Annotated in this window: 9 protein-coding genes; 5 read left to right on the top strand and 4 right to left on the bottom strand. The window is 70.8% G+C overall.

What is annotated here, in order from left to right:
• Positions 1-112: 112 nt before the first annotated feature.
• Positions 113-2482 carry a serine hydrolase gene (locus tag OG413_RS14450; protein WP_323137857.1) on the bottom strand — a complete coding sequence of 790 codons (2370 nt, stop codon included), beginning with the start codon at positions 2480-2482 and terminating at the stop codon, positions 113-115.
• A gap of 346 nt (positions 2483-2828) precedes the next feature.
• On the opposite strand from OG413_RS14450, the gene OG413_RS14445 reads away from it, so the two are divergent.
• From OG413_RS14445 to OG413_RS14435, 3 genes are all read left to right on the top strand, one after another.
• Positions 2829-3548 carry a GPP34 family phosphoprotein gene (locus tag OG413_RS14445; RefSeq protein WP_073725732.1) on the top strand — a complete coding sequence of 240 codons (720 nt, stop codon included), beginning with the start codon at positions 2829-2831 and terminating at the stop codon, positions 3546-3548.
• 244 nt (positions 3549-3792) lie between these two features.
• Positions 3793-4650: a helix-turn-helix transcriptional regulator gene (locus OG413_RS14440; protein WP_266805717.1), complete on the top strand. Its 858-nt coding sequence runs from the start codon at positions 3793-3795 to the stop codon at positions 4648-4650.
• Between the two features lie 223 nt (positions 4651-4873).
• Positions 4874-5080 carry a DUF397 domain-containing protein gene (locus OG413_RS14435; RefSeq protein ID WP_266805715.1) on the top strand — a complete coding sequence of 69 codons (207 nt, stop codon included), beginning with the start codon at positions 4874-4876 and terminating at the stop codon, positions 5078-5080.
• Positions 5081-5210: 130 nt separating this feature from the next.
• Here OG413_RS14435 and OG413_RS14430 read toward each other — a convergent pair whose 3' ends face one another.
• Positions 5211-6050: a hypothetical protein gene (locus OG413_RS14430; protein WP_266805714.1), complete on the bottom strand. Its 840-nt coding sequence runs from the start codon at positions 6048-6050 to the stop codon at positions 5211-5213.
• 84 nt (positions 6051-6134) lie between these two features.
• On the opposite strand from OG413_RS14430, the gene OG413_RS14425 reads away from it, so the two are divergent.
• Both OG413_RS14425 and OG413_RS14420 read left to right on the top strand, forming a co-directional pair.
• Positions 6135-6917: an SDR family oxidoreductase gene (locus OG413_RS14425; RefSeq protein WP_266805712.1), complete on the top strand. Its 783-nt coding sequence runs from the start codon at positions 6135-6137 to the stop codon at positions 6915-6917.
• Positions 6918-7337: 420 nt separating this feature from the next.
• Positions 7338-8930 (top strand): sodium:solute symporter family protein, encoded by a 1593-nt coding sequence (locus OG413_RS14420; protein WP_266805710.1) that lies wholly within the window; start codon positions 7338-7340, stop codon positions 8928-8930.
• A gap of 91 nt (positions 8931-9021) precedes the next feature.
• Here OG413_RS14420 and OG413_RS14415 read toward each other — a convergent pair whose 3' ends face one another.
• The gene (locus OG413_RS14415; RefSeq protein WP_266805708.1) at positions 9022-10137 is read right to left on the bottom strand and encodes an ADP-ribosylglycohydrolase family protein; all 1116 of its coding nucleotides are present in this window, start codon (positions 10135-10137) and stop codon (positions 9022-9024) included.
• Positions 10138-10443: 306 nt separating this feature from the next.
• Complete coding sequence (locus OG413_RS14410; RefSeq protein WP_266805706.1) at positions 10444-12840, bottom strand: tetratricopeptide repeat protein; 2397 nt, start codon at positions 12838-12840, stop codon at positions 10444-10446.
• Positions 12841-12917 lie beyond the last annotated feature (77 nt).

The following is a 12917-nucleotide window of genomic DNA, read 5'->3' as shown; positions in this document are numbered from 1 at the left end:
CCCTGTGAGGACGCGGTCCCGGCGTCCCCAGTTGCCCGGGGACGCTAACACGTACCGGGTGGGGGGCGCCGGGATCGACGCCCCCCACCACGGCCCGCGTGGTTTCACCGGATCAGCCGACCCGGGTCAGCTTCTCCCCGAAGGCCGGTTCCGTCAGCTCGCTCTGGAGCGCGACCGGCACCTTCACCTGGCTGGCGCCCTCGCCCACGGTCAGGGTGCCGACCTCGGTCCCGGCGGGCGCGGAGTGCGGTACCGCCTTCCCGCCGTCGGTGAGTTCGAGCTTCACCGTGAGCCCGGCCCAGCCGACCGCCCGCACGTCCTTGGTGGCGACGACCGGCGTCGTACCGCCGAGGCCGTCGTCGACGGTGCCGACGACCTGCCCCTTCTTCACGATCTTCGCGCCCTTCAGCTCGTCCTGCGTGGCGATCATGACCTTCTTGCTCGCCGCGTTGACCGCGTCGATGATCGAGGACTTGCTGTACTGACCGAGCACCGCGCCGACGATCAGCTGGTCGGTACCGTCGACCATCTTGTGCGCCGCGAAGAGCAGGTTGCCGCCCGCCTTGGTGGTCGAGCCGGTCTTGATCCCCAGGGCGCCGTTGAAGGGCACGAGGGTGTTGTAGTTGCGCCAGGTCTTGCCCGACGGGTCCTTCCACTCCGGCAGCTTGGTGATGTCCATCAGCGCCGGGATCTCGACCAGCTTCTCGCCCAGCTTCACCAGGTCCTCCGCCGTGCTCACCGTCGTCGCGTTGAGCCCGGAGGGGTCGGTGTAGGTGGTGTTCTTCATGCCGAGCTGCTTCGCGGTGGCGTTCATCTTCTCGACGAACGCCTTCTCGGAACCGGCGTCCCAGCGTGCCAGCAGCCGCGCGATGTTGTTCGCGGACGGGATCATGAGGGCGGACAGCGCGTCCTTCTCACTGATCTTGTCGCCCTTCTTCACCGTGTCCAGGGTCGACTCGCCCTCGGTGAAGAGCTGGCCGTCGGACTCGCCCTTCGCGTCGACCTCGATCGACGGGCCGTCCTCGCCCCGCTTCAGCGGGTGGTCCCTGAGCACGATGTACGCGGTCATCGCCTTGGCGACACTCGCGATCGGCACGGGCTTCTGCTCACCGAACGAGTCGACCTTGCCCAGCCCGGTCGCCGCCATGTAGCCCTGGCCCTGGTCCGGCCACGGCAGCTTCGGCTTACTGCCTTCGAAGGTGTACGTCGGCTGCGCCGTCAGCTGGAGCGTGGGCGTCGGCAGCGGGCGCACCATCTGCACGATCGCAAAGACGACCAGCAGGAGCAGGACCAACGGGGTCCAGATCTTGACCCGCCGGACCGCGGTGCGGACGGGGGTCTCCTGCGGCGGAGGCGTGTTCGTCAGCTCGGCGAGCAGGTCGAGCGGCGGCTTGGGCGGCAGCGGCTGCTGCCTGGTCCGCTCGGGCTCGGCCCATGCCGGGCGCGGAGCGGGCGTCGGGGTCGAGGCCGGCGTCGGGGCCTGCTTGGCGGCCTTGTCCGGGGCACCCTCGGGTCCGCCCGCCGGAGCGGCCGACTCGGGCTTGCGGGGCGCGGGAGTGGGCCGTACGTCGTCCGAGCGCAGCGGCACGAACTTGCTGGTCCGCTCGGCCGCGGTCTCCGGCTTCGCCTCGCGCGGCGGAATCTTCAGCGCGGTCGTCGGCTGGTCGATGTGTGCGGCCTTGGACGCCCCGGATGCCTCGGATGCCCCGGATGTCTTGGGCGCCTTGGCGTCCTTCGGCATCTTCGGCGCCTTGAAGACGGCCGTGGGCTGATCGATTCCGCGCAGGTCAGATGCGGGTTCAGCGGCTTCGGCGTCGTCATTGCCGTCGCCGTCGCCGTCGCCGTCATCGGCTTCGGCCTCGGCGTCCGATTTCGAGTCCGAGGCGGGGACCACGGCTTCCTCACGGGACTTCGGGATCCGAGCTTCGCCGGACGCCTTGGCGGTCTCGTTGGTCTCGTCGGTCTTGCCGGAGGCTTCGGCCTCGTCGGATTTCGCGTCGTCCTCGTGCCCGACCCAGGCGGCGACCGCGGCACGGAGCCGCGCGTCGCCGGGCTCGGCGGCGGGCTCGGCGGCGGGCTCGGCGGCGGGCTCGGCGGCGGACTCATCGCCATCCGCGGCGGCATGGGGCTCGCCGGACTCGGCGGCCTTCGCCGCCTCCTCCGTCACCGCTGCCTCGGGCGACTCGTCCGCCCCATCCGACTCGTCCGCCTCAGGGGCCTCAGGCGCCGCGCTGCTCGCCTCGGCCCCCTCGGCCGCGTCGGCGTCCTCCGGAGGCGTGGAGCCCCCTTCAGGGGCCGTGGAGGCCGCAGTCGCCGCCGCGCCGGCCTCGGCATCGGCGGGCCGGGTGCGGAAGACCGCGGTCGCGGTGTCCGTCGTACGGCCCGCCACGCTCCCGGCATCCGCATCGGCGTCGGCGTCGGCGACGACATCCGCGTCGGCATCAACATCCGCAGCCGTATCCGGTGCCTCAGCCCTGTCCAACGCCGTATCCGACGCCCTATCCGACGTCGTATCCGTGTCCGAGGCCGCGTCCGGGGCCGGTTCACGGAACACGGCAAGACGCGGGTCACGTTCCTCCGGAGCCGTCCCCGACGACTTTTGCTGCTCCGTTTTATCGGGGGACTCGCCCGCCACCGATGCCTCCTCATGCGCTGCGGGGGCAACCCCGCGCTGTCCGAACCATCTACCAGTGTCCTGTGTGAACCCCTGGCTCGGCTGCTAGACGAGAACGACATACCTACTGGTTCCCATACATAGCGGTCAGGCGCTCTCGACAGACCAATGTGAGAGGGGTCACCCTGTCATTCATCCACGCGGGGAGGCATGGATGGGCAGGAGCCGCAGAACAATTCCGGAGGAGCTTCTGCTGCTCGCTCTGGACCCGACCACGGGTACCACAGCGCAGCCGCAGTCGCTCGACCTCGGCCTGGCCGGGGCACAGCTAGTAGAGCTGGCTCTGGCAGGACGGATAGCCCCTGACGGGGATCGTATCGCCGTGGTGATGCCACGGCCGACAGGAGATCCGACTCTGGACTCCGCACTGGAACTGCTGCGCCGTCGCGGCAGCCCGGTTCGGGCCGTCCACTGGATCGGCGGACCCCGGCTGGGGCTGCGCCAGATCTACCTCGCTCATCTGGAGCGGTGCGGCATGGTGCATGCCGTGGCGGGCCAGATGTGCGGAGTACTGCCGACGACTCGCTACCAGGCGACGGACACGGCAATCAGCCGGGACATCAGAGCCCGGCTGGACAGCGCGATCCGCACCGGCGTACCGCCGGACCCGCGGACCGCGGCGCTCGCCGCACTGGCCCACGCGGTCGGACTCGGCAAGCACCTGTACCCCGGGAACGAGGGGCGTTCATCGCGCTCCCGGCTCCGGGATCTGATCAGGCACGACCCGATGGGCGGCCTCGTGGCGCATGCCGTGATGGACGTCCAGAACGGGGTGGCCGTCCAGCCACGCCGTAACCAGCAAGCAGCGGGGGTGCCGTTGCAACCGCAAGCGCAGTCGCGCCGCGGCAGCATGGCACAGACCGCCGCACACTGACCGCACGGTGCGCCGCACGGAGCAGGGAACAGCGCTCCGCGCGGCGCACCGCACGGACAGCCGAATACCGCCGCACCGATGTCCCCAAGACCCGGTTCGGGAGCCGCACCACGCGCGGGGCAGCCGGGTCCACCGGCTGCCCCGCGCGCCTGCGTGTGGCCGTTTCCCAGCGCGGCCGGTGCCGGGGGTGGCAATCTGCTGAGCAGTAGATACGCACAGCTACATAGCCGGAGGTGCCGTTTCCGTGCCGTCCCATGTCAATCCCACTGTCAGGCGACGCCGATTGGGCCAGGAATTGCGCCGCCTGCGCGAGCTCAAGGGCATGACCGCCGAGGAGGTGGCGGAGCGGCTGCTCGTCTCGCAGTCGAAGATCAGCCGCCTGGAGAACGGCCGCCGCTCCATCAGTCAGCGCGACGTCCGCGATCTGTGCGGGGTGTACGAGGTCGAGGACCACCGGATCGTCGACTCGCTGATGCAGATGGCCAAGGACTCCCGCCAGCAGGGCTGGTGGCACGCCTTCGGCGATATTCCGTACAGCGTCTACATCGGCCTGGAGACCGACGCGGAGTCGCTGCGCGTGTACGAACCCCAGGTCGTCCCGGGACTGCTGCAGACCCGGGCGTACGCCGAGGCGCTGATCAACGGCGCGTTGCCGGAGACGCCGCCGACCGACATCGAGAAGCGGGTCAACGTACGCGCCCGTCGCCAGGACCGGGTCAACGCGCCCGAGCAACCGCTGCGACTGTGGGCCGTGATCGACGAGTCGGCGCTGATGCGGGCGGTCGGTGGCAAGCAGGTGATGCGCGAGCAGCTGGAGCACCTCATCGAGCAGTCGCAGCTGCCGCATGTGACCGTGCAGGTGCTGCCGTTCGACATGGGCGCGCACCCGGGCATCAACGGGCAGTACGCGATTCTGGAATTTCCGGACGCCGCCGACTCCAGCGTCGTCTACATCGAAGGCGTCACAAGCGATCTCTATCTGGAGAAAGCGAATGATGTGCAGCGATACAGCGTCATGTACGAGCACCTGCGGGCGCAGTCGCTGAATGTGGAACAGACCCGGCAGTTCATCAGCGAGATCGCCAAGCGATACACCAACTGAAACAGGACAGCCACTACGTCTGTTTTGCGAGAAATGGAATGATGCCGAGTGAGAGGCGACGGCAGAGTACACCGTCGCCACCTCACGATGGAAGACCTGCATGGAATATGCCATCCGGTCGAGTGAACGGCCACTTCATGCGGGGAAGTTGGCGAGTAGCGTCGATCACGCCAACCGGAATCAGGTTGGTGCGACCCACCCAACTCTCTGAACCGGAGTGAACATGGCTATTCTTCAGGGTGCTACGGAAATGTGGACGAAGTCCTCGTACTCCGGGGGCAACGGCGCGTGCGTCGAGGTCAAGTCCCCGGTCGCTCTGTCCATTGCCGTGCGTGACTCGAAGGCCCCCGAGGGCCCGTCGATCACCTTCGTCCCCGGCGCGTGGAACACGTTCGTGCGCGATGTCGCCGAGGGCGTCATCGACGCCTGACCGGCCATCTCGCCGGTCGCCACGTATCACCTGACTGGAGCCCTCTCGACTGGTTCGCCGTCCTGGCCGAGGGGGCTCGGCACATTCGCCCGATACATCTCGGCCACCGCAGTCAGCGGAGTCAGCGAAGTCACCGCAGCTGATCGACGTACCGATCCGTCCCCGGCACGGTCGGGATGAACGGTGCGACCAACTCGACCCGCCCCAGTCCGGATTCCGCGACGGCCGCGTCGAGCCCGGTGAAGCGCTCCTCCCAGCAGGCCCGCGGGTCCTCCTGGAGGAACCACAGCAGCGTCAGCCGGGTGCCGACCCCCTCGACCTGCTTCACATACGTCATCCGGTCACCGGGCAGCGGTGTGGGCCGGAAGACCGTGACCATCGCCGCGGCCGACCCGTGGAGCCGCTTCGGCAGATGCCGGGAGCGCAGCCACTCCAGCAACTCCGCGCGCTTCTCCGGCGTTTCGGTGTCGATGACCTCAAGCACCAGACCCCGGTACGGGTGGTCGAGGGCGTGGAAGTCCCGGGGGCCGGCGGCCCCGTCGCGGTAGACGGTGGCCTCGTGGTCCTGGAACGCGGTGAAGACGTGGGTGCGGTCCTGGTAGACCCGGCCGTCCCGGTTGAGCCGCTTGTTGATCCCGACGGTCCACTTCATGTGGTCGTCGTAGCGCCCGTCCGTCACCCAGTACGTCGACAGGTAGCACCCCGCCCCGACGGGCCGGGCGACCGCGGACTTCTCCGGGTACCGCAGCTCCTGGAGCTCCCTGGTGGCCACCCAGCGGCGCCCGGCGGCCATCCAGGGCATGGCCATCGCGCCCGCGTAGTAGTGGTCGTCCTCGTACCAGCGGTTGTACGCGTACTCATGGCCGGGATGCGGTTCGACCATGGTGATCAGGGCGTGCCCGGGGTGGACTCCGTACGGCCCCACCGCCGCCAGTTCCGCGTACCGGTCGCTCTGCGTCTCGTCGCTCATACCGTTCCCTTCCCCTTCCGTCCTGCGCCGCGGGCACCTACTCTGACGCTCCGTCAGAAGAACTGCCAGAGCCGGGAGGCACCGATGTTGCTCGCGGGGAAGACCGTCATCGTGTCGGGCGTCGGGGCCGGGCTCGGGCATCAGATCGCGGCGACCGTCGTACGGGACGGGGGCAACGCGGTCCTCGGAGCGCGCACGGAGGCGAATCTCGCCAAGTCGGCGGCCGAGATCGACCCGGAGGGCCGGCACACGGCCCTCCTGCCGACCGACATCACGGACGAGGCGCGGTGCGAGGCGCTGGCCGCACTGGCGGTGGAGCGGTTCGGAGGGATCGACGCGGTGGTCCATGTGGCTGCCTGGGACAGCTACTTCGGCGGTCTGGAGGATGCCGACTTCGCCACCTGGCAGTCGGTCATCGACGTCAACCTGCTCGGTACGCTGCGGATGACCCGGGCCTGCCTGCCCGCGCTCAAGGAGCGGGGCGGCTCGGTGGTCGTCATCGGCACCCAGTCCGCGGTGGCCGCCCCCTCGCAGGTGTGGCAGGCGGCGTACGCGGCGTCCAAGGGGGCGCTGACGTCGGCGATGTACTCGATGGCACGGGAACTGGGACCGCACCGGATCCGGGTGAACACGGTGCTGCCCGGCTGGATGTGGGGGCCGCCGGTGCAGGCGTACGTCCAGTTCACCGCGCACACCGAGGGCGTACCGGAGGCCGAGGTGCTGGCCCGGCTCACCGAGCGGATGGCGCTGCCCGAACTGGCCACGGACGAGGACGTGGCGCAGGCTGCCGCGTTCCTGGCCTCGGACCGCGCGCGGGCGATCACCGGGCAGTCGCTGCTGGTCAACGCAGGCGAACTGATGCGTTGAGGCACCGACATACCGGCGTACGACATACCGACGTACTGGCGCACCGGTAGACATACGCGCCCCGGCAGATATACGCGCTCCCCTTTCCCGGCCGCACGGGACCCGCATCCCGTGCGGTCGCTTCGTACTCTCCTGACGTACATCCGTTCTCTGTGCGGCCGTTCTCTGTGCGGCCTGACGAAGTGCCCGCCCATCGTGTGGCCGTGGTCACGGTCATGACAACGCCCCACTGGGTCAAGAGAGCGCAAAATCGTTCGACTTGCTGATCGGTGTTCACATTTCTGATCGCCGAAAACCTTGACCGAGGCCCCGGGCAGGCGGTTCAATCCCCGAAGTCCCCGCTCCCGCACGGGGCCCCGCTGAACGGCCGTACTGACGAAGTGCGTACCCGTTCACAAGGCGGACCCCTGGAGGGGGCACATGAACAGTCTCGACTGGGCCGTGCTCATCGGATACTTCGGTGTGATGGTCGCGATCGGACTCTGGTCGCACAAGCGCGTGGACAACGTCAGCGACTTCTTCACGGCCGGCGGCAAGATGCCGTGGTGGCTGTCGGGCATCTCGCACCACATGTCCGGCTACAGCGCGGTGATGTTCACCGGCTACGCCGGAATCGCCTACCAGTACGGTGTCACGTCCTTCGTGACCTGGTCACTGCCGATCGCCATCGGCATCGGTATCGGCGCCAAGCTCTTCGCGCCCCGGCTCAACCGGCTGCGCTCGCGCCTGCACGTCGCCTCCCCGCTCGAATACCTGAAGAGCCGCTACAACATCCAGACCCAGCAGGCGCTGGCCTGGTCCGGTCTGCTGCTGAAGATCGTGGACGTCGGCGCCAAGTGGGCGGCCATCGCCACGCTGCTCTCCGTCTTCACGGGGATCTCGATCACCCAGGGCATCTTCATCACCGGTGCCATCACGGCCGTCTACTGCACGGTCGGCGGTCTGTGGGCCGACGCGCTCACCGAGCTGGGGCAGTTCATCATCCAGCTGTTCGCGGGACTGGCCATGCTGGTCATCGCCATGAACGAGCTGGGCGGCTTCAGTTCGCTGTGGACCGTCTGGGACAAGCTGCCCGAGGGGCACACCGACCCGACCGCGGGTCCGTACACGGTGACCTTCCTGCTGGCGTACCTGTTCATCAAGACCTTCGAGTACAACGGCGGCATGTGGAACCAGGCGCAGCGCTACATGGCCACGGACTCCGCCCGTTCCGCGACCCGTTCGGCCCGGCTCTCCGCGATCCTCTGGCTGGTCTGGCCGGTCGTCCTGTTCTTCCCGATGTGGGTGGCCCCGCTGCTCGTCGAGGCGAAGAAGCCGGACGCCTCGGACAGCTACGCGCTGATGACCGAACAGTTGCTGCCGCACGGCCTGCTGGGCCTGGTCGTCGTCGGCTTCTTCTCGCACACGATGGCCATGTGCTCCTCGGACGCCAACGCCATCGCGGCGGTCTTCACCCGGGACATCGCGCCGGTCTTCTCCAAGGCGGCCCGCACCTGGGACAACCGCAGCGGTCTGCTGGCGGCACGGCTGTCCACGCTGGCCTTCCTCGGCCTGTCGATGGCACTGGCGACGCAGATCAACTCGCCGACGTTCAAGGACATCATCTCGGTCGTCATCAAGTGGGTGGCCGGTCTGATGGGCCCGATCGCGATCCCGTTCATGCTGGGACTGCTGCGTACGTTCCGCAGGTCGGGGCCGACGGCGGCGCTGACCAGCTGGGCGGCGGGTCTCCTCGCTTTCTTCTTCACCAACTACAACTTCGACGGCTCGGTGAAGACGGACGTGGCGCTCCAGTACCAGGTGGCGCTGCCGCTGGCGATCTCGCTGGTGCTCTACATCGTCATCGGCTTCATCAGGCCGGAGGACACCCCGGAGCGCGACGCGATCATCGACAAGGTCAACTGGGGCGACGGCGACGAGGACGAGGACGGCCCGGCCCCGGCGTCCGGTGCGGCGATTCCCGCGCAGGGGAGTCCCACCGGCTCACCGGTTCCCGACGGAACGAAGGACTGAGGCCAACCGGCTTTCGTACGTATGGAGTTCACGGGGCGGACGCGCGGGCGTCCGCCCCGTGCCCGTACCCCGTCAAGGACCCCTCGGCCCCTCAGCCGCGCGGGTATCGGACCAGCCAGCCGGGGGCGACCGCGGTCGGGCTGTGCAGGGCCGGCCCCTGGGTCATCTCCATCGCGAAGTCGTCGGCGAGTTCGAGGAGCGTGGCGCGCCCCTCCAGTTCGGACAGCCAGGCGGGTGGCAGGGCGGTCTCGCCGTGCAGCGCACCGAGCAGGGCCCCGCAGACCGCCCCGGTGGCCCGCGAGGGCCCGCCGTGGTTCACGGCGAGCCGCAGCCCGTGCCGGACGTCCTCGCCGACCAGCGCGCAGTAGACAGCCACCGCGAGGACCTCCTCGGCGGAGTCCGTGTCCCCGAGCGCCTCGATCAGGGCCGGGCCCGGGATTCCCTGGCGTACGGAGCCGAGGGCCTGCTGAAGGGCCTCGGTGACCGGCTCGTGGCCCGCGCGCTCCGCCAGCAGAGCCAGGGCGTGCTGAACGGAACCGTCCAGGGTCTCGCCGCGGGCCAGCCCATGCGCCAGGACACCGAAGGCCCCGGCGGCCAGCTGGGCGGTCGGGTGGCCATGGGTCTGTGCCGCGCACTCGATGGCCAGTTGGAGGACGAGCTGCGGCTCCCATCCCACCAGCAGCCCGAACGGCGCGGACCTGGTGAGCGCGGCGGCGTCCCGGGCGGTGGGGTTCTTGGGCTGGTCGAGGGTGCCCATGACGGTGTCGCCGAAGCCGTTGAGACATTCCCGGGTGGGGGCGCGGCGGGCGTACAGCCACTCCTCCGCCGCCAGCCAGCCGTTGTCCTTGCGGCGCTCGTCGGGCCCCCAGTCGCGCTGGGTGGCGGCCCAGCGCAGGTGCGCCCGGTGCACGTCGGTGGGCGGGTGCCAGGCCCCGGTGTCGCGGCGCACCTGTGCGCGGATCAGCCCGTCGACGGTGAACATGGTGAGCTGGGTGACCGCGGTGACGGTGCCGCGTCTGCCGTGCGCCGGGACGAAGTCGGTGACCCCTTCGGCGCCGTGGGCCTCGCGGATCTCCTCCAGGGTGAGCCCGGTGACGCCCGCCCCGAGCGCGTCCCCGATGGCCCCGCCGAGCAGGGCGCCGCGTACCCGGCTGCGGAAGTCCTGCTGTTCGGCCCGGCCCCAGACAGCCGTGGTCCCTGTGCTCACCTCGCCCCTCCCCCGTACGTACGTCCGTCCGTCCCGCACGCCCGGCCCGTCGGGCGGATCAGCGTGCGAAGACCGCGCGACCTCGTCCGACTCCGTGCGACTGCGCAGCACTGTAATCGAAGGGGAACGGTCGGTTGAGGGGGCGGATCTGGGTACGCGTGGGTATGTGAAGGGACGTCCCGCAGGTCGTTTTTGACCACGGTGGACCGCTTCGGGCTTCCCCTTCCGGTGGTGCCCGGAGGCCGTCCGGCGGAATCCGGAAGGGAAGGTTCAGGCCCAGTGCCCCGCCTTCCTCACCGCACCCCCTCAGTTCCCCCGCACGGCCGCCGCCAGCCGTTCACGCTGGTTGCGTGCCCAGGTGTAGTCCGGGTTGATCTCCAGCGCGCGGTCCAGGTCCGCCAGCGCCCGGCCGGGCTCGCCCAGGGCCTCGTGGGCGAGGGCCCTGCTGCCGTGGGCCCAGGCGTATTCGGGGTCCAGTTCCAGGGCGCGCCCGTAGCTCTCCACGGCCTCCGTGTACCGGCCGAGCGCCCGGTAGACCTCGCCCCGTTCCCCTTCCGTCCCGGCTGCCCGGGGTGCCAGCTCCCCGGCGCGGTCCAGGTCGGCGAGGGCGCCGACGGGGTCCCCGAGGGACGTCCGGACCCGGGCCCGCCGGACCAGTCCCCAGATGTACTCCGGCCACAGGGCCACCGCCCGGTCGAAGTCGTCGAGCGCGTCCTCGGGCCGGCCGAGCCGTTGGCGGACGAGCCCCCGGCTGCCGAGGGTGACCGCGTCGCCGGGGTCCAGGGCGTGCGCCCGGTCCAGTACGGGCAGGGCTTCGTCCAGGCGCCCCATGCGCCGGTAGGTCTCGCCCCGTTCCCGCACGGCCCACGCCCAGTCCGGCGCGATCTCCTCGGCCCGGTCCAGGTCGGCCAGCGCCGCCTCGTGCTGCCCGAGCGCCCGCAGCGCGACCGCCCGCCCCTGGTGGGCGCGGGCGCTGCGCGGGTCCAGGACGAGGGCTCGCCCGTAGTCGGCGAGTGCCGCGTCGAACTCCCGGGCCCGGAAGCGGTCCCAGGCCCGCGCCACGAGGGTGGACGCCCTGTCGGTGTCGTCCAGTTCGGCCCGGGTCAGCAGCAGCCCGAGGGCGGCGGTGGCGCGGGGTCCGTGGTCGGTGAGGGCGGTCAGCAGGTCCCGGCCCCATTCGCGCAGTACGGCGCTGTCGGCGTCCTCGCCCGCCTCCGCGAGGGTGCGGGCCCAGTGGCGGGCGGCGAGCGGGTCCTGGTGGCAGGCGGCGGTCCCGGCGCGCAGGGCGTCGGGGAGCGCGGTGCGGGGGCGGGCGCAGAGCCGGTGGTACAGCGCGTCGAGTGCCGCGTCGCGCCAGGGTTCCCCGGCCCAGAGCCGGTCCGGGTCGATGCCCTCGGCCGCCGCGTCCCGGCGGGCGGCGAAGGCCCCGGCCAGGCGGTCGTGGGCCTCGGTCCACTTCTGCGGGGAGGTGGTGCGCTGGAGCCGGAGCATCGGGGCACGGACGACATCGTGGTAGCGGGCCCGCCCGGTGTGCCGCTCGGCGACGAACGGAAGCTCGTGCAGCCATGCGTACGCCCCCGGCGCCCCCTCCGGTACCGCCACGGCCACCAGGTCCTCGTCGAAGCGCCGGGGCAGGGCGCACGCGAGAGCGGCGGCGCGGCGGTCCGGGTCGCTCTCCCCCGCCAGGAAGCGCTCGACGGCGCTCGCTCCGGCGTCACCGACCGCCCCCGGGTTCGCGGCCAGGGTCGAGACGAGGACCGGCAGCCCGCCGGAGAGCCGGAGCACCTCGCGTACGGCGGTCTCCTCCACGACCCCTCGCCCGGTGAGGAGTTGGCGCGCCTCCCGCTCGGTGAACGGGGCCAGCGGGACGTCCGCGATGAGCCGCGCGTGGTCGGCCCAGCGGACGGGGTCGAGGCGGCGCTGCCCGGCCAGGGTGAGGACGAGGTTCGCGGGGAGTTCGCCGTACCGGCCGGGCGTGAGCAGGTCGGTCAGCCACCCGTCGAGGAGCGGGGCGGTGCGCTCGTACGTGTCGAGGAAGAGCACGACCCACGGCACGGTGTCCGCGACCCGTTCCAGCTCGGCGACGAACACGGGCGTGAGGACCCGTACCGGTTCCGCCAGCAGCCGGGCGTCGTCCTGCTGCCGCGACCGGCCGCCGAACACGGCCCGCAGGCCGCCCGCGCCACGCGCCACCAGCGCCGGGTCGATCCCGCCGACGAGCGCCCCCACGACCGGCAGCGTCCCGGCCGCGATCAGCCCGGCCCGCGCGGCGACCAGCGCCCCGGCCGAGGGATCACCGTCCACCGGCTCCCCGCCCGCCGCGTCCTGGGCGGCGGCCTCGTGGAGCCGTCGCTGATACGTGGTCAGCAGCCGATCCAGCGCCTTGAGCGGGTGCCCCTGCGCGGCGAACTGCGCGGCGATCAGGGCCAGTACCTCGGGCACGGACTCGGCACTCTCGTCGACCGACGCGGTGAGCGCCCCGCACCCTCTGGCGGCGTGGCGCCATTCCCGTACGAGAGACGTCTTGCCGACCCCCGCGTTGCCGCGCACATGGAACACGAACCGGTGGCGTGGATCCTCCGGAGGCAGGGCGAAGTTGCCCCGGAACAGGTCGAGTTCAGCGGCGCGCCCGACGAAGGCGGCACGGCGTTGCTCCTCGACGATCTGCTGAAGGGACAGGCGGCGCGGGCCGGCGGCGGTCATGCCCCCAGTCTGGCAGCGCCACCCGCCGACCGGGGAGCTGTTGGCCGGGCAGCCGTGCGCCGATGGAGTCGTAGGCG

The organism is Streptomyces sp. NBC_01433 (genome assembly GCF_026340105.1).
Taxonomy (GTDB): domain Bacteria; phylum Actinomycetota; class Actinomycetes; order Streptomycetales; family Streptomycetaceae; genus Streptomyces.
The sequence above is the reverse complement of the archived record's forward strand: the minus strand, read 5'-3'. Positions and strand labels throughout refer to the sequence as shown.

Bases quoted from the DNA above. Each gene is read 5' to 3' on its own strand.
- OG413_RS14430 (WP_266805714.1), bottom strand. From the start codon at position 6,050: ATGAGCGACGAGACGCAGAGCGACCGGTACGCGGAACTGGCGGCGGTG.
- OG413_RS14410 (WP_266805706.1), bottom strand. From the start codon at position 12,840: ATGACCGCCGCCGGCCCGCGCCGCCTGTCCCTTCAGCAGATCGTCGAG.
- OG413_RS14420 (WP_266805710.1), top strand. From the start codon at position 7,338: ATGAACAGTCTCGACTGGGCCGTGCTCATCGGATACTTCGGTGTGATG.
- OG413_RS14425 (WP_266805712.1), top strand. From the start codon at position 6,135: ATGTTGCTCGCGGGGAAGACCGTCATCGTGTCGGGCGTCGGGGCCGGG.
- OG413_RS14435 (WP_266805715.1), top strand. From the start codon at position 4,874: ATGGCTATTCTTCAGGGTGCTACGGAAATGTGGACGAAGTCCTCGTAC.
- OG413_RS14445 (WP_073725732.1), top strand. From the start codon at position 2,829: ATGGGCAGGAGCCGCAGAACAATTCCGGAGGAGCTTCTGCTGCTCGCT.